The 16518-nt window shown below is 52.2% G+C and carries 12 protein-coding genes; 5 read left to right on the plus strand and 7 right to left on the minus strand.

What is annotated here, in order from left to right; translation table 11 throughout:
• The first annotated feature begins 27 nt into the window (after nt 1–27).
• Genes RAHAQ2_RS19480 through dolP form a run of 3 tightly spaced genes read left to right on the plus strand, consistent with a single transcriptional unit; the run spans nt 28 to nt 1602 of the window.
• Nucleotides 28–396 (plus strand): YraN family protein, encoded by a 369-nt coding sequence (locus RAHAQ2_RS19480; protein WP_015698874.1) that lies wholly within the window; start codon nt 28–30, stop codon nt 394–396.
• Nucleotides 397–426: 30 nt separating this feature from the next.
• Complete coding sequence (diaA, locus tag RAHAQ2_RS19485; RefSeq protein ID WP_013577230.1) at nt 427–1017, plus strand: DnaA initiator-associating protein DiaA; 591 nt, start codon at nt 427–429, stop codon at nt 1015–1017.
• A 9-nt stretch (nt 1018–1026) separates the two neighbouring features.
• Nucleotides 1027–1602 (plus strand): division/outer membrane stress-associated lipid-binding lipoprotein, encoded by a 576-nt coding sequence (gene dolP / locus RAHAQ2_RS19490; RefSeq protein WP_013577231.1) that lies wholly within the window; start codon nt 1027–1029, stop codon nt 1600–1602.
• Nucleotides 1603–1666: 64 nt separating this feature from the next.
• Here the strand turns inward: dolP and mtgA are convergent, their stop codons facing one another.
• Complete coding sequence (gene mtgA / locus RAHAQ2_RS19495) at nt 1667–2389, minus strand: monofunctional biosynthetic peptidoglycan transglycosylase (RefSeq protein WP_015698875.1); 723 nt, start codon at nt 2387–2389, stop codon at nt 1667–1669.
• A gap of 896 nt (nt 2390–3285) precedes the next feature.
• A complete protein-coding gene (gene arcB / locus RAHAQ2_RS19500; protein WP_015698876.1) occupies nt 3286–5625 on the minus strand; it encodes an aerobic respiration two-component sensor histidine kinase ArcB in 2340 nt (779 codons plus the stop codon).
• An 872-nt stretch (nt 5626–6497) separates the two neighbouring features.
• Between arcB and gltB the strand changes: the two genes are divergently transcribed.
• Together gltB and RAHAQ2_RS19515 are read left to right on the plus strand one after the other, a co-directional pair.
• On the plus strand, nt 6498–10955 hold the full coding sequence (gene gltB / locus RAHAQ2_RS19510; RefSeq protein ID WP_015698877.1) for a glutamate synthase large subunit: 4458 nt from the start codon (nt 6498–6500) through the stop codon (nt 10953–10955).
• 9 nt (nt 10956–10964) lie between these two features.
• Nucleotides 10965–12383, plus strand: a complete 1419-nt coding sequence (locus RAHAQ2_RS19515) for a glutamate synthase small subunit (RefSeq protein WP_015698878.1) — start codon at nt 10965–10967, stop codon at nt 12381–12383.
• 188 nt (nt 12384–12571) lie between these two features.
• Here RAHAQ2_RS19515 and sspB read toward each other — a convergent pair whose 3' ends face one another.
• The 5 genes from sspB to zapE all read right to left on the minus strand — a co-directional run bounded on the left by sspB (nt 12572) and on the right by zapE (nt 16351).
• A complete protein-coding gene (gene sspB, locus RAHAQ2_RS19520; RefSeq protein ID WP_015698879.1) occupies nt 12572–13075 on the minus strand; it encodes a ClpXP protease specificity-enhancing factor in 504 nt (167 codons plus the stop codon).
• 3 nt (nt 13076–13078) lie between these two features.
• Nucleotides 13079–13720 carry a stringent starvation protein SspA gene (gene sspA / locus RAHAQ2_RS19525; protein WP_015698880.1) on the minus strand — a complete coding sequence of 214 codons (642 nt, stop codon included), beginning with the start codon at nt 13718–13720 and terminating at the stop codon, nt 13079–13081.
• Between the two features lie 334 nt (nt 13721–14054).
• Nucleotides 14055–14447, minus strand: coding sequence for a 30S ribosomal protein S9 (gene rpsI / locus RAHAQ2_RS19530; protein WP_015698881.1), 393 nt, complete (start codon nt 14445–14447; stop codon nt 14055–14057).
• A gap of 16 nt (nt 14448–14463) precedes the next feature.
• A complete protein-coding gene (rplM, locus tag RAHAQ2_RS19535; RefSeq protein ID WP_013577239.1) occupies nt 14464–14892 on the minus strand; it encodes a 50S ribosomal protein L13 in 429 nt (142 codons plus the stop codon).
• 319 nt (nt 14893–15211) lie between these two features.
• Nucleotides 15212–16351, minus strand: coding sequence for a cell division protein ZapE (gene zapE / locus RAHAQ2_RS19545; protein ID WP_015698882.1), 1140 nt, complete (start codon nt 16349–16351; stop codon nt 15212–15214).
• Nucleotides 16352–16518 lie beyond the last annotated feature (167 nt).

A 16518-nucleotide genomic window follows, 5' to 3' on the forward strand; every position in this document is an offset into this window, starting at 1 on the left:
AATCATTACAGGTACAAGGACGTACTGATGAAACCTTTTTTGTCAAAGACGCGGGCGTGTGGCGATAAATACGAAGCATTTGCACGACGCTATCTCGAGAAAGCCGGGTTAACCTTCGTGGCGGCTAATGTGGCCTGCCGCACAGGTGAAATTGACCTGATCATGCGTGACCAGCAAACCTGGGTGTTTGTTGAAGTCCGTTACCGGCGCAACGCCAGTTTTGGTGGCGCGGCGGCCAGCGTAACGTTTCAAAAACAGCAGCGCCTGTTACGCGCTGCGTCTTTCTGGCTTGCAGGAAAGAATGCAAGCTTTGACACATCATCTTGCCGTTTTGATGTTTTTGCCATCACCGGAAGCCAGATAGAATGGCTGCGTGATGCCTTCAATGCGGAATAAATATTACGACGACTGACTGGACGAAAACCCGTGCTGGATAGAATCAAAGTCTGCTTTACAGAAAGTATCCAAACTCAGATTGCGGCGGCAGAAGCCTTGCCTGACGCGATTTCACGCGCCGCGATGACGCTGGTGCAATCGCTGCTCAATGGCAATAAAATTCTGTGCTGCGGTAACGGCACCTCTGCGGCAAATGCGCAGCATTTTTCCGCCAGTCTGATTAATCGTTTTGAAACTGAACGTCCGAGCCTTCCTGCAATCTCATTATGTGCAGATAACATTGTGCTGACTGCGATTGCCAACGATCGTCTGCATGAAGAAATTTATGCTAAACAGGTGCGCGCCTTAGGTCAGGCGGGTGATGTTCTGCTGGCCATTTCTACCCGCGGCAACAGCCGTGATATTGTCAAAGCCGTTGAAGCAGCGGTAACCCGTGATATGACCATTGTCGCATTAACAGGTTATGACGGCGGCGAGCTGGCGGGATTACTGGGGCCTCATGATGTTGAGATCCGCATTCCCTCTCATCGCAGCGCCCGCATTCAGGAAATGCATATGCTCACAGTTAACTGTCTCTGTGACCTGATAGATAACACGCTGTTCCCACACCAGGACGATTAAGGAGATCCCATGAAGGCGAGTCCTCTCTTTGCAGTATTGTTAAGCGCCCTTCTGTTACAAGGCTGTGTCGCCGCTGCGGTAGTTGGTGCGGCTGGCGTCGCAACGAAAACAACGACTGACCCACGTACGGTCGGTACTCAGGTTGATGACAGCACGCTGGAAGCCCGTGTCTCTAACGCGGTGAGCAAAGATAAACAACTAAAAGACGAAGCCCGTATCGTGGCGACCGCGTATCAGGGCAAAGTCCTGTTAACCGGTCAGGCACCAACGGCTGATATGGCCTCACGCGCAAAACAAATTGCGATGGGTGTCGAAGGCGCAACGGAAGTGTATAACGAAATCCGTACCGGTAAGCCGGTAAGCATGGGCACAGCATCAATGGATACGTGGATCACCACCAAAGTCCGTTCTCAGTTGCTGACCAGTGATTCGGTTAAATCATCTAACGTCAAAGTCACCACCGAAAACGGCGAAGTCTTCCTGCTGGGTCTGGTGACACAGGAAGAAGGTAAATCTGCGGCGGGGATTGCGGCAGGCGTCAGCGGCGTTAAACACGTCACGACGGCATTTACCTACGTCAAATAACGCACTGCGTTATCACTGAAAAGGACAGCTCAGGCTGTCCTTTTTTCTTCAAATCCTGCGTAATTTAATGAAGTTTATGCGCTTGCAGGAAAGACTCACCGCCGAGCTGGCTCATCTGACGCAGGATCCATTGCTGACGGCGGATAACGTAGGCAGAAGGCGCATTCACCTTAAACAGATGCGGATTCGGCAACACCGCCGCCAGTAATGCAGCCTGAGACGCCGTCAGGCGACTGGCAGGCTTATGAAAGAAATGCTGCGCAGCCTGCTCGACGCCAAAGACGCCGTCGCCAAACTCCACGATATTCAGATACACCGTCAAAATACGACGTTTTGTCCATACGGTTTCAATGCCCACCGTCAGCCCGGCCTCCAGCCCTTTACGCACCCAACTGCGGCCATCCCACAGAAACAGGTTTTTGGCGGTTTGCTGGGATAACGTCGAAGCACCACGCATTTTTCCGCCGTCTTTATCCAGCACAGACTGAATAGCATCGACATCAAATCCCCAATGAGTCGGGAATTTCTGATCTTCCGCCGCCATCACCGCGAGCGCCATTGGTGAGGAAATCTCACTCATTGGCACCCAGTCCGAATGTGCACCATAACCAAAGTCACCGGTCAGCCACGCGGACATCTGGCGCTCCACCATCACGGCAGAAAAAGGCACGGGCAAAAAAGAAAAAAGAAGAATGCCCGCTATCCATAAGCAAAGTAACAGTATAGCTGCGCGTTTCAGCCATAAAAGCGGCGTACGCAACAGGCCCTTTCGAGTCGTTTTATTCATTTGGCGCTTTCCACAACACATCCGACCATCTAATCAATCTCAATAATAATCTGCAAAATCAGGCTAGCGAAATGCTGCACGATATTGCTAACAATTGAACAATAACAATGAAACTTTTGCTTACATTCAGGACGAGAAACTCCGATTAAACCACTGCCATCAAGGAGTTCCGGTCAACGGCCTGAAACGCTTACTTTTTTCATCGCCACTAATTTTTAAACCAGAAAGTAAAATTTTTGTAAACGAATCAACAAAAAATACGTAAGTAATTTTTATGATTTAGATTGACAGAAATGAATAGATTCTCATCAATTACTGCATGAGAAGCTAACGCACTAAGTCAAATCCAACCGCCGTCATGTATAAAAAATCAGCAGGGCGGATGTCTTTTTAGCAGATAAAAAACGCATAAACCTAAGTGAAATTTTTTCATTTAAAATAAATTTTAGATCTCTTTTGGCTTCGGAGAGGCTATCGCGCTTAAATTTATATTTAAACCTTTAATTACAGTGACTTACCATCAATCGTGCATTTTATAGAACCGGTTTCATAGAGGAAAATGTCGCAAATTGACCGGCAAAACAGCCTGCTATTGTTCACTTCCATAAGCAAAATTGCATGTCGCCAATACAACATCAACATGCTTCATTTGTATTCTGCAAAAAATCCTGCGATAAAGGCTTGATGTTTTGTATAGACAAAGACTAATCTACATCACAGTTTTTAATGAATGTTGTAACAGTTCTGCTTATATTTGTTATGTTGATTGCTACAGGATGTATTAGACTTTAAACCTGAATTCCAAGACCTGCGAAAACCGAACCCTAAAAACTATCGTGGGTTACCTCTTTCCCTGGTGTTGGCGCAGTATTCGCGCACCCCGGCCTCGGTCGGGGTTATTTTTTTTCAGCGTTTGCCGTCCAGTCACGTAATACTTTGATGTCATTGCGCCATTCGGCCTTCAGCTCATCAATCCATTCCTGAACGTTATCCCACCAGGCCGGCAGTGTCGGCGTCTGGATCTGTTGCGCCAGTTGCTGTAAATGTTTCAGGCCCACAGAACCCGCCGCGCCTTTGATTTTGTGGCCTTCCTCGGCAATCCCTTTCTGATCGCGCGCCGTCATGTTGGAATCAAGCACCGCCAGATAGCCCGGCATCATTTTTTCAAACATATCCGCACTCTGATAAATCAGTTTCGCCCCAACCAGGTCGATGTACTGCTCAAGCATGGCGGTATCAAGCAACGATTCGCTGTCTTTCATCACTACAGGTTCCTTTTCCAAAACGGAAATTTCAGGCTGATGATCCCAGAACTGCTGAATCATCGCAGTCAGCGCGGAAACAGACAGCGGCTTACTCAGCACGTCATCCATTCCCGCATCCAGATACTCTTTCTTGTCTTTCAGCACGTTGGCTGTCAGGGCAATCAGCGGCGGCAGATGTTGTCCGGCGTAATCGGTGCGCAGCTTGCGGGCGATATCCAGCCCTGTCATGTCCGGCAACTGGATATCCAGCAGCACCAGATCGAATTCGTCAGGATCAAACATCTCCAGCGCATCATGGCCGTTCATCGCCACTTCAACGCTGTTGCCTAACTTCTCCAGCACCGAACGTGCCACAATCACGTTCAGCTCAATATCCTCGACCAGCAGCACATGCAGCGCCGGTAATGGCATGTCTTCTTCGTCACTGGCCAGATCAACCGGTGCATCCAGCGTCGGTGCCCGTACGGTGAGCGTAAAGCAGGAACCCTGGCCCGGCACGCTGCTGACGGTGATATCGCCCCCCATCGCCTGCGCCAGACGTTTTGACACCGCCAGCCCGATACCTGTACCGGTCGCCGGTTTACCGCCGTTCTGATCTTTCACCTGATAATACATGGCGAAGATTTTGTCCTGTTCATCCTGTGGGATCCCCAGACCGGAATCGCGCACGACAAACCGCAGCATATCGTTCGGCTCATAATGCACGGTCAGCACAATCTCACCTTCGCGGGTGAATTTAACGGCGTTGCCGATCAGGTTCCATAAAATCTGGCGCAGACGGGTGCCGTCCGTCGTAATGCTGCGCGGCAACGGCAGATCAGGTTCCATGATAAATTTCAGCCCTTTCGGCTGAGCCAGCAGGCCGGAGAGATTTTCAAGGTCAGTCAGGAATTCGGTGAAATCCACCGGCTGGTTATCGAGCTGTACTTTGCGGCGCTCAATTTTGTCCATTTCAATAATATCGTTGAAGATATTGCCGAGGGTGATCGCGCTGACATGAATGGTTTTCAGGTAGCTGTGCTGTTCTTTGTCCAGTTCAGTGTCGAGCAGAATACGGCTCAGCCCGACGATGCCATTAAGCGGCGTACGCAGCTCGTGGCTGATCGTTGAGATAAAGGTGGTCTTCTCACGGCTGGCGTTCTCTAACGCGTCCTGATAACGCTTACGCTCGGTGATATCACGTCCGAAGCCCATCAGTCCGTGTCGCTTACCGATGCGGTCATAGAACGGCACTTTACGCAACTCAAAGCAGGCTTTGCGTCCGTCCGGATAGACCAGCCATTGTTCGTAGGTCAGGGAAACGTTGTGACGGAAAACCTTCTCGTCGGTTTCGACCACTTTCTCGGCGATATCCGGGCTATAAACATCGTTGGGAGTCAGGCCGATCAGCTGCTTTTCACTTTTGCCGGTCAGCAGTTCCATGGCACGGTTACAGCCGGAGAATTCTTTGTCTTCGTTGCGGTAATACACCAGGTCCGGCGAGGCATCGAGGAAAGAGCGTAATAATGCAGATTGCTGGCTCAGTTCGATCTGCGCCTGTTCGCGGTGCTGCATTTCGAGTTTCAGCTTATCGACCACTGTCAGACGTGCTTCTTCCGCTTTCACACGGTCTGCGATTTCCTGATTCAGCTGCGTGATGTTGTCTTTGAGTTGCTGATTCAGTTCGAGGTCACGGTGGCGCATTTCTTCCAGTTTATCGACCAGACGCGCTAAACGCTGACGCGACTCTTCAAGCTGTTCAACCACCACCGACAGGAAGTAAACCGCCCAGGGCGTAATCAGCAAACCAAAGAAAATGGAACGAACGACGTCGATACTCTCAACCTGCCCGCGCAGGAGCATGGTGACCGCCATCTGGACAATCATTGCCAGCACCACCAGCGCAGACGCCAGCAGCAGTGAGAATCTCACCAGCCCCAGCTTGACCATCAGATCGACATAATACTGCGCTAAAACCCGGATTTGCTTCATAACGTTTCCCTTAAAACGAAGTCGTCTGAATCATACCGCAAAACCTCCCCGGCGTGATGGCGGGGGATAAATTGAGCGTGAAGTTTGCGAGATGCACCTTGCAGGGGCTTGTCATGGTGCAATGCAGGAAATCAGGGCAGAGTTATTGACTATTATCTGCGGTGATATTATTAATATCGGCCGGCTTTATCAGGCTGCACACGTTGCCAACTGCCGCCCGGCTAACATTTTTTCCTTTTATCCTCCGAATATCTTTCCTCCCGGCGCATTTTGCACAGGCATAACTATTCATTATTACTGCAAATAAAGTCATTCGTGGCAGTATGAATAATTCTTATTACAAACCCCGGACTCACACATTATTACTGTCAGGTTAAAAACAGTGACAAACCGCATGTGCACTGTCTTTTCCAGTATAAAATACTGGTAATTACGCCCCTGCCAGCACGGTGCGGAGATCTTACGCTTTCCCCATAGTGAGTCAGCTCACACTTTATGTGCATGACCCCATCGAAAATATGCTAACAAAAACACCATAAAATATATATATTTCAATCAATTAAACCTCTTTATATCACTTTTAATATAACTTAAATCGCCATTTGACCTGTCTGTGCTTTCTCGCTAAGTTGGGAGTCCGCTGGAAGCAATCTCGACGGGTGAGCAACTCGTCATATTTATGCAGTAATTGAAGACTCCCTCATTAAAACAAGTCAACCACCACTTGTGAGAACCATCACGAGAGGCCTTTGACGGAGATGTCCGGGCAATCAACGCACCGCAAGAGTGCGCGAAATTGCGGGCAAACCTCTGTGTATAAGCCCGCTCGCGATTGGTGTGAGAGTCTCGCAGAGCCTGGGGAGGTTCACGTAATGTTGTACGATAAATCCCAAGAGAGGGACAACTGTGGTTTCGGCCTGATCGCCCATATAGAAGGCGAACCTAGCCATAAGGTCGTGCGTACTGCGATCCACGCACTGGCCCGTATGCAACACCGTGGCGCGATCCTTGCTGACGGCAAGACCGGCGACGGCTGCGGCCTTCATTTACAGAAACCTGACCGCTTCTTCCGCATGATTGCCGAAGAGCGCGGCTGGCGGCTGGCGAAAAACTACGCCGTTGGCATGCTGTTCCTCAGTAAAGATGAAAAAGAAGCTGAGGCAAGCCGCCGCATTGTTGAAGAAGAGTTGCAAAACGAGACGCTGTCCGTGGTGGGCTGGCGTGACGTTCCGACCAATCCGGACGTACTCGGTGAAATCGCGCTTTCCTCCCTGCCCCGCATCGAACAAATTTTTGTTAACGCGCCTGCCGGATGGCGTCCGCGTGACATGGAGCGTCGCCTGTATATGGCGCGCCGCCGCATTGAGAAACGCATTCAGGATAAAGACTTCTATGTGTGCAGTTTCTCCAACGTGGTCACGATCTATAAAGGCCTGTGTATGCCTGCGGATCTGCCACGCTTCTATTTAGATCTGGCCGACCTGCGTCTGGAATCGGCCATCTGCCTGTTCCACCAGCGTTTCTCGACCAACACCGTCCCACGCTGGCAGCTGGCTCAGCCTTTCCGTTATCTGGCGCATAACGGTGAAATCAACACCATCACCGGTAACCGCCAGTGGGCGCGCGCCCGTGCGTATAAATTCAAAACGCCGCTGATCCCCGATCTGCAAGATGCTTCACCTTTCGTGAATGAAACCGGTTCGGATTCCAGTTCGCTGGACAACATGCTGGAACTGTTCCTGGCAGGCGGGATGGATTTGCTGCGCGCCATGCGTTTGCTGGTACCGCCAGCCTGGCAGCAAAACCCGGATATGGACGACGACCTGCGCGCGTTCTTCGATTTTAACTCCATGCACATGGAGCCGTGGGACGGCCCGGCCGGTATCGTGATGTCAGATGGCCGTTACGCCGCCTGTAATCTTGACCGTAACGGTTTGCGCCCTGCGCGTTATGTCATCACCAAAGACAAGCTGATCACCTGTGCCTCCGAAGTCGGCATCTGGGATTACCAGCCTGATGAAGTGGTCGAAAAAGGCCGCGTCGGACCGGGCGAGCTGATGGTGATCGACACCCGCAGTGGCAAGATCCACCACTCCGCCGAAACCGACAACGATCTGAAAGGCCGCCATCCTTATAAACAATGGATGGAGAAAAACGTTCAGCGTCTGGTGCCGTTTGAAGACCTGCCGGAAGATCAGGTGGGCAGCCGCGAGCTGGAAGACAATCTGCTGGAGACGTTCCAGAAGCAGTTCGGCTATAGCAGCGAAGAACTCGATCAGATCATCCGCGTCTTAGGTGAAAACGGTCAGGAAGCTGTCGGTTCCATGGGCGATGACACACCATTTGCCGTGCTCTCCAGCCGTCCGCGTATCGTGTATGACTACTTCCGTCAGCAGTTTGCGCAGGTGACCAACCCGCCAATCGATCCGCTGCGTGAAGCCCACGTGATGTCTCTGGCGACCAGCATTGGCCGCGAGATGAACGTGTTCTGCGAAGCAGAAGGTCAGGCTCACCGCCTGAGCTTCAAATCGCCAATCCTGCTGTGGTCTGATTTTAAACAACTGACCACGCTCGACAGCAAACACTATCGCGCAGAAACGCTGGATATTACGTACGATCCGACCGAACAAAATATGGAGCAGTTCGTACAGAAACTCTGTGACGAAGGCGAACAGAAAGTGCGTAGCGGTGCGGTTCTGCTGGTGCTGTCTGACCGCAATATCGCCCCGAACCGTCTGCCATTGCCTGCGCCAATGGCCGTCGGTGCGTTGCAGTTGCGTCTGGTTGAGAAAAGCCTGCGCTGCGATGCCAACATCATTGTTGAAACTGCCAGCGCCCGTGACCCGCACCATTTCGCCGTGCTGATTGGTTTCGGTGCCACAGCGGTTTATCCGTATCTGGCCTACGAAACACTGGCAAAACTGGTCGACTCTCAGGTCATCGAGAAGAAATACCGTGAAGTGATGCTGAATTACCGTAACGGCATCAACAAAGGGCTGTACAAGATCATGTCCAAAATGGGCATCTCAACCGTCGCCTCTTACCGTTGCTCGAAACTGTTTGAGGCAGTCGGTCTGGCGAAGGATCTGTGCAATACCTGCTTCAACGGCGTCGTCAGCCGTATCGGCGGTGCCGGTTACAGCGACTTCGAACAGGACTTGCTGAATCTGTCCAAACGCGCATGGCTGAAACGCAAAACGTTGGATCAGGGCGGCCTGCTGAAATTTGTCCACGGTGGCGAATACCATTCCTATAATCCGGACGTGGTCACTACCCTGCAAACCGCCGTGAACAGCGGTGATTACGACGATTATAAGAAATACGCCAAACTGGTTAACGAACGTCCGGTGGCCACACTGCGTGATTTGCTGAAAGTCACGCCAAAAGGCCAGCCGATCCCTGTTGATCAGGTTGAACCGGCGGAAGGTTTATTTACCCGTTTCGATACCGCAGCGATGTCTATCGGCGCACTGAGCCCGGAAGCGCACGAATCTCTGGCCGAAGCGATGAACAGCATCGGCGGACGTTCTAACTCCGGCGAAGGCGGCGAAGATCCGGCGCGTTACGGCACCAATAAAGTGTCCCGTATCAAGCAAGTTGCATCGGGTCGTTTCGGTGTGACACCGGCGTATCTGGTGAATGCTGACGTTATTCAGATTAAAGTGGCCCAGGGTGCAAAACCAGGCGAAGGCGGCCAGTTGCCGGGTGACAAAGTGACGCCGTATATCGCGAAACTGCGTTATTCCGTGCCGGGCGTGACCCTGATTTCTCCACCGCCGCACCACGATATTTATTCCATCGAGGATCTGGCGCAGCTGATTTTCGATCTGAAACAGGTCAACCCGAAAGCCATGATTTCGGTGAAACTGGTTTCTGAACCGGGCGTCGGCACGATCGCGGTCGGCGTGGCAAAAGCTTACGCAGATCTCATCACAATCGCCGGCTATGATGGCGGCACCGGCGCAAGCCCGCTGTCTTCAGTGAAGTATGCCGGTTGTCCGTGGGAACTGGGTCTGGTGGAAACCCAACAGGCGCTGGTGGCAAACGGCCTGCGTCACAAAATCCGCTTGCAGGTGGATGGCGGCCTGAAAACCGGCCTCGACATCATTAAGGCCGCGATTCTGGGCGCAGAAAGCTTCGGCTTCGGCACCGGCCCGATGGTGGCGCTGGGTTGTAAATACCTGCGTATCTGCCACCTGAACAACTGCGCAACGGGCGTGGCTACTCAGGATGAAAAACTGCGTCGCAACCATTATCACGGACTGCCGGAACGCGTGACGAACTACTTCAGGTTCATCACCCAGGAAACCCGTGAAATCATGGCCGAACTGGGCATCAGCCAACTGGTGGACCTGATTGGCCGTACCGACCTGCTGACCGAGCTGGACGGCTTCACCGCCAAGCAAAACAATCTCGACCTTTCTGCGATACTGGCAACGGCCACGCCGCATGAAGGTAAATCGGTGTACTGCACAGAAAGCAACCCGGCATTCGATAAGGGTCAGCTGAATAAAGACATTCTGGAACAGGCATCACCGCACATCGATTCGAAGCAGAGCAAAGCGTTCTACTTTGATATCCGCAACACTGACCGTTCCGTGGGTGCCATGTTGTCCGGTGCGATTGCAGAAAAACACGGTGATCAGGGCATGGCCGCAGATCCGGTGCGGATTAACTTCAATGGCACCGCTGGCCAGAGCTTCGGCGTCTGGAACGCAGGTGGCGTAGATTTAATGCTGACCGGCGATGCGAACGACTACGTCGGCAAAGGTATGGCCGGTGGCCGTATTGCCATTCGTCCGCCAATCGGTTCTGCGTTCCGCAGCCACGAAGCCAGCATCATCGGTAACACCTGTCTGTATGGCGCAACCGGCGGCAAAATGTTTGCTGCAGGCCGCGCGGGTGAACGTTTCGCGGTACGTAACTCCGGTGCCATCACGGTGGTAGAAGGCATCGGCGATAACGGTTGTGAATATATGACCGGCGGCATTGTGTGCGTACTCGGCCGTACCGGCGTGAACTTCGGCGCAGGTATGACCGGCGGTTTCGCTTATGTTCTTGATGAAGATGGCGAATTCCGCAAACGTGTTAACCCGGAACTGGTTGAAGTGCTGGAAGTGGCCGATCTGGCTATCCATGAAGAGCATCTGCGCGGTTTGATCATCGAACACGTACAGTTGACCGCATCGACCCGTGGTGAAGAGATTTTGGCGAACTGGCCGGAATGGGCGCCTAAATTTGCCCTGGTAAAACCGAAGTCCAGTGATGTCAAAGCATTGTTGGGTCACCGTAGTCGTTCCGCAGCTGAGCTGCGGGTACAAGCGCAGTAAGAGGTTAAGATGAGTCAAAACGTTTATCAATTTGTCGACTTACAGCGTGTTGATCCGCCTAAGAAAGCGCTGAAGATCCGCAAAATTGAGTTTGTGGAAATTTACGAGCCGTTCTCAGCAACTCAGGCCGCATCACAGGCAGACCGCTGTCTGTCCTGCGGTAACCCTTACTGCGAATGGAAATGTCCGGTACATAACTATATTCCGAACTGGCTGAAGCTGGCGAACGAAGGCCGTATCATGGAAGCGGCAGATCTCGCGCACCAGACCAACAGCCTGCCGGAAGTCTGCGGGCGCGTTTGCCCGCAGGACAGACTCTGCGAAGGTTCCTGCACCCTCAACGATGAGTTCGGTGCAGTGACCATCGGTAACATCGAACGTTACATCAACGATAAAGCGATCGAGATGGGCTGGCGTCCGGATATGTCTCACGTGCAGCCCACCGGCAAACGTGTGGCCATCATCGGCGCAGGTCCGGCAGGTCTGGCTTGTGCTGACGTCCTGACCCGTAACGGCGTGAAAGCGGTAGTTTACGATCGCCATCCTGAAATCGGCGGCCTGCTGACTTTCGGTATTCCGGCCTTCAAGCTGGAAAAATCGGTGATGACCAAACGTCGCGAAATCTTCACGGAGATGGGTATCGAGTTCCAGCTCAATACTGAAGTCGGCAAAGACATCACCATTGATGCATTGCTGGCGGAATACGACTCTGTGTTCCTCGGCGTTGGGACCTATCAGTCGATGCGCGGTGGACTGGCAAATGAAGATGCGCCGGGCGTGTACGATGCCCTGCCGTTCCTCATCGCTAACACCAAGCAGTTGATGGGTTATGCCGACAGCCAGGAAGAGCCTTACGTGACGATGGATAAGAAACGCGTCGTGGTGCTGGGCGGTGGTGATACTGCGATGGACTGCGTGCGTACCTCGATTCGTCAGGGTGCAACGCATGTAACCTGTGCGTACCGTCGTGATGAAGAGAACATGCCGGGCTCACGTCGTGAAGTGAAGAATGCGCGCGAAGAAGGCGTTGATTTCAAATTCAACCTGCAACCGCTGAGCATCGAACTGAACGATTCAGGTCGCGTGTGTGGTGTGCGTATGGCGCGTACTGAACTCGGCGCGCCGGATGCCCATGGCCGCCGTCGTGCAGAAATTGTAGCCGGTTCTGAACATGTGATGGAAGCCGATGCCGTGGTGATGGCGTTTGGTTTCCGCCCTCACAAAATGGAATGGCTGGCAGCCCATGACGTTGAGCTGGACACCCAGGGACGTATCGTTGCCCCTGAAGGCAGCGACAACGCCTTCCAGACCAGCAACCCGAAAATCTTCGCCGGTGGCGATGCAGTTCGCGGTTCTGATCTGGTGGTGACAGCGATTGCCGAAGGCCGTAAGGCCGCAGAAGGCATCATGAACTTCCTCGAAGTCTGATCCGGTCTGCCGTAAAAACGGGGCTGCCAGCGATGGCAGCCCCGTTGTTTTTTTAGCCAAACGTAATCTGAAACGCCATAGCTTTTGCAATCTGCACTGGCGAACGGAGGCGGCTGCGTATTTAAGGCAATAAAAAACCCCGCGTAACAACGCAGGGTTTAAGCACGAAACCGGACTGAGTCGGGTTGTTATTTCACAACGCGCAATGCCGGGCGACCACCGCGTGGCGGCGTCGGCGGCTCATCATTCGGATTCTCTTCAGCCACATCCGGCAAATCGCCATCAATGACTGACATAGTCGGTTCTGTCGGTTCTGCCTGCTCATCAGCGCTCAGATCACCATCAAAGGCACCTTCGGCTTCATAAGCAGGTTCAGGTTCGAACATCGTACCGGCACCGTTTTCACGGGCATAAATCGCCAGAACCGCAGCAATTGGTACAAACACGTTACGCGGTACGCCACCAAAACGGGCATTAAAGCGTACATCATCGTTACCCAGTTCGAGATTGCCGACAGCACGCGGCGCAACGTTCAGAACAATTTGTCCGTCACGCGCAAACTCCATCGGCACCATCACGCCAGGCATCGTCACGTCAACCACCAGATGCGGGGTTAACTGGTTGTCGAGCAACCAGTCATAAAAAGCCCGCAGCAGATAGGGGCGACGTGGAGACATGTCGGTCATCTCCATACCTTAACCTCGGGTATGCAAACGCATTTCGCGCTCTGCTTCGGTCAGGGAAGCCAGGAAAGCATCACGTTCGAAGACGCGGGTCATATAGCCTTTCAGCTCTTTAGAACCGGTACCCGCCAGCTCAATGCCCAGCTCTGGCAAACGCCACAGCAGCGGAGCCAGGTAGCAATCGACCAGGCTGAACTCTTCGCTTTTGAAGTAAGGCATGTATGAGAAGATTGGCGCAATCGCCAACAGCTCTTCACGCAGTTGCTTACGCGCAGCATCGGCTTCACTTGCAGAACCTTGCTCGATTTGACGCATCAGAGAATACCAGTCATTTTCGATGCGGTGCATCATCAGACGGCTCTCACCACGGGCAACCGGATAAACCGGCATCAGCGGCGGATGCGGGAAACGCTCATCAAGATATTCCATGATGATGCGGGATTCGAACAGGGTCAGTTCACGATCAACCAGCGTCGGTACAGTGCGGTAAGGGTTGAGGTCAATAAGATCCTGCGGCAGGTGATCCATCTCAACCTGCTCGATCTCGACACTGACACCTTTCTCCGCCAGTACGATACGTACCTGATGGCTAAAAATGTCGGTCGGGCCGGAAAACAGCGTCATTACCGAACGTTTGTTGGCAGCGACAGCCATGAAAACCTCCAAGTTTATCTAGAATATTACAGCGAGTTATCGCCAGCCTGCAGTTTTTGTCCCGTAGTTTCATAGACAACCATCGGCAAGGCGAACCCAGCCAGGAAGCGCGGCAACGTCAACTGCTCGGCGAACAGGTACAAAAGTGTGTGATAGTTTACCAGATTTTACGCAGGCTGTGGGGCACGGTGAAACGATTTCATGGGGAATTGTGTGTCAGGAGATCATTTCCCCCGCAATTACGGAACAAAAGGCATAAAAAAACCCGGTGAAACACCGGGTTTTTGACGCTGATTTTCGTGCCGAAGCACTGTGCTGCAGAAGCAGCAGAAAATTAACGTTTGGAGAACTGAGGACGACGACGTGCTTTACGCAGACCGACTTTCTTACGTTCAACCTGACGAGCATCACGAGTAACGAAACCAGCTTTACGCAGTTCGCCACGAAGATTTTCGTCATATTCCATCAGTGCACGGGTAATACCGTGACGGATAGCACCAGCTTGACCGGAGATACCACCACCTTTAACGGTGATGTACAGGTCGAATTTCTCAACCATGCCGACCAGTTCCAGTGGTTGACGAACTACCATGCGGGCAGTTTCACGACCAAAGTACTGTTCCAGGCTACGCTGGTTAATTACGATGTTACCACTACCCGGTTTGATGAAAACACGAGCGGCGGAGCTTTTGCGGCGACCAGTGCCGTAGTATTGATTTTCAGCCATTGCCTATAATCCCGAATTAAATGTCAAGAACTTGCGGTTGTTGCGCCGCATGAGTGTGCTCGTTACCCGCGTAAACTTTCATTTTACGGTACATTGCACGACCCAACGGGCCCTTTGGCAACATGCCTTTAACCGCGAGCTCGATCACGCGTTCAGGACGGCGAGCGATCATCTCTTCAAAGGTCGCTTGCTTGATACCACCGATGTGACCGGTGTGATGGTAATAAATCTTGTCATTACGCTTGTTGCCAGTGACAGCAACTTTTTCTGCGTTCAGAACGATGATGTAATCACCAGTATCAACGTGCGGAGTGTATTCCGCTTTATGTTTGCCACGCAGACGGCGGGCCAGTTCAGTGGCCAGGCGACCTAAGGTCTTGCCGGTAGCGTCAACTACGAACCAGTCACGTTGTACGGTTTCCGGTTTAGCTGTAAAAGTTTTCATTAAAAGCTTACCCAATTAAAGTTACACGTTGGCGAACACCCGAACGCTTACTTGTTTATAAAATAAGTATTTGAGGTTCACACGACCATCGTCCAGCAAACCTACCCCTTCGAATAGCCAATGCTGGCACTTATAAAGTTTCGGGAAAAAAACTTTGTAGTAACGTGGGGTCGCAAGATTATAGAGAAGTCTCCTGCAAAGATCGAACCCTTTTTCGACAAAAAGGAAGATTTCCCTCAACACCTTCTGAGGGTTCGCCATGCAGGCTTTACTGCGTCTTCTTATACCACAGACTGAACAAATAATAATCAGTTAAAAATCACGGCAGGTGCGCCCGCCTGAGGTATTCCTCGCTCTGCATCTCCTGCAGACGCGAGAGACAACGCTGATATTCGAATTTCAGCCGTTCGCCCTGATAGATTTCAAACATCGGCACGGCGGCAGAAATCACCAGTTTTACATGGCGCTCATAGAATTCATCGACCAGCGCCAGAAAACGCCGGGCAGCGTTCTCACTGTCTGCCCCCATCACCGGCACATTGTGCAGCAGTACGCTGTGATAGATTTTCGACAGCGCAATATAATCGAGCTGGCTGCGCGCCTCTTCACATAAGGTATGGAATTCCACCGCCAGTACGCCGTCAACGGCGGCAATGGCCTGCAACGGACGATGATTCACTTCCAGTAACGGTCTTTCACCTGCCTCCGCGCCGCTGTGATTGCCGGTCAGTTTTCCCAGCATAGAATGCATCGCGTCAGCAGTTTCAGATCCGGCAGGCGTCAGCCATAAATTGGCTTGTGTCAGCGTACGCAGACGGTAGTCAATGCCAGCATCCACATTCAGCACATCGCAATATTCTTTAATCAGATCAATCGCGGGCAGGAAACGCGCACGTTGCAGGCCGTTACGGTACAGCAAGTCCGGCGGAATGTTCGACGTGGCAATCAACGTAATCCCGCGGGCAAACAGCGCCTGCAGCAACGTTGCCAGCAGCATCGCATCGGTGATATCCGAAACAAAGAACTCGTCGAAACAGAGTACGTCTGTTTCCGCTTTGAAGCGGTCAGCAATCACTTCCAGCGGATCTTGCTGTCCCTGGAGCTGCGCCAGTTCTTCATGGACGCGCAACATAAAGCGGTGAAAATGCAGGCGAAGTTTACGCTCACCGGGCAGACTGTGAAAAAACAAATCCATCAGCCAGGTTTTGCCGCGCCCCACTCCGCCCCACATATACAGCCCCTGAACCGGTCGCAACGGGGTTTTCTGCGGGCTTTTTGCAAACAAACGGCCCAGCAATCCGCCACGACTGGCTGTCTGAGGTATTGTTGCAGGCTGTGCGGACAACGCCTGATAGATCACATCAAGCTGTGCGACAGCCTGTTTCTGAACGGTATCCGCCTGGAACTCACCGGCATCCACAGCGTTCTGATAAATGAAAAGGGGTGATTGAGATTGCATCTTCGTTAACGTCCCTGAGAAAAAAATTTTATGTTTTTCACGTCGTTTAGCTGCTTTTTTGCTGTGGGTTCGCCGCTTTTCCCGGCTGTCTGTGTATGAAAAAACCAACAGACGGCAGCGATTTTCCCCGCAGGATTCCACTCTGACAAGGTTAACGGTTATAGTGG

The sequence above is a fragment of the Rahnella aquatilis CIP 78.65 = ATCC 33071 genome (genome assembly GCF_000241955.1).
Lineage (GTDB): Bacteria > Pseudomonadota > Gammaproteobacteria > Enterobacterales > Enterobacteriaceae > Rahnella > Rahnella aquatilis.

Bases quoted from the DNA above. Each gene is read 5' to 3' on its own strand.
- RAHAQ2_RS19515 (WP_015698878.1), top strand. From the start codon at position 10,965: ATGAGTCAAAACGTTTATCAATTTGTCGACTTACAGCGTGTTGATCCG.
- RAHAQ2_RS19480 (WP_015698874.1), top strand. From the start codon at position 28: ATGAAACCTTTTTTGTCAAAGACGCGGGCGTGTGGCGATAAATACGAA.
- dolP (WP_013577231.1), top strand. From the start codon at position 1,027: ATGAAGGCGAGTCCTCTCTTTGCAGTATTGTTAAGCGCCCTTCTGTTA.
- sspA (WP_015698880.1), bottom strand. From the start codon at position 13,720: ATGGCTGTCGCTGCCAACAAACGTTCGGTAATGACGCTGTTTTCCGGC.
- zapE (WP_015698882.1), bottom strand. From the start codon at position 16,351: ATGCAATCTCAATCACCCCTTTTCATTTATCAGAACGCTGTGGATGCC.
- sspB (WP_015698879.1), bottom strand. From the start codon at position 13,075: ATGGAGATGACCGACATGTCTCCACGTCGCCCCTATCTGCTGCGGGCT.
- gltB (WP_015698877.1), top strand. From the start codon at position 6,498: ATGTTGTACGATAAATCCCAAGAGAGGGACAACTGTGGTTTCGGCCTG.
- rplM (WP_013577239.1), bottom strand. From the start codon at position 14,892: ATGAAAACTTTTACAGCTAAACCGGAAACCGTACAACGTGACTGGTTC.
- rpsI (WP_015698881.1), bottom strand. From the start codon at position 14,447: ATGGCTGAAAATCAATACTACGGCACTGGTCGCCGCAAAAGCTCCGCC.
- arcB (WP_015698876.1), bottom strand. From the start codon at position 5,625: ATGAAGCAAATCCGGGTTTTAGCGCAGTATTATGTCGATCTGATGGTC.
- mtgA (WP_015698875.1), bottom strand. From the start codon at position 2,389: ATGAATAAAACGACTCGAAAGGGCCTGTTGCGTACGCCGCTTTTATGG.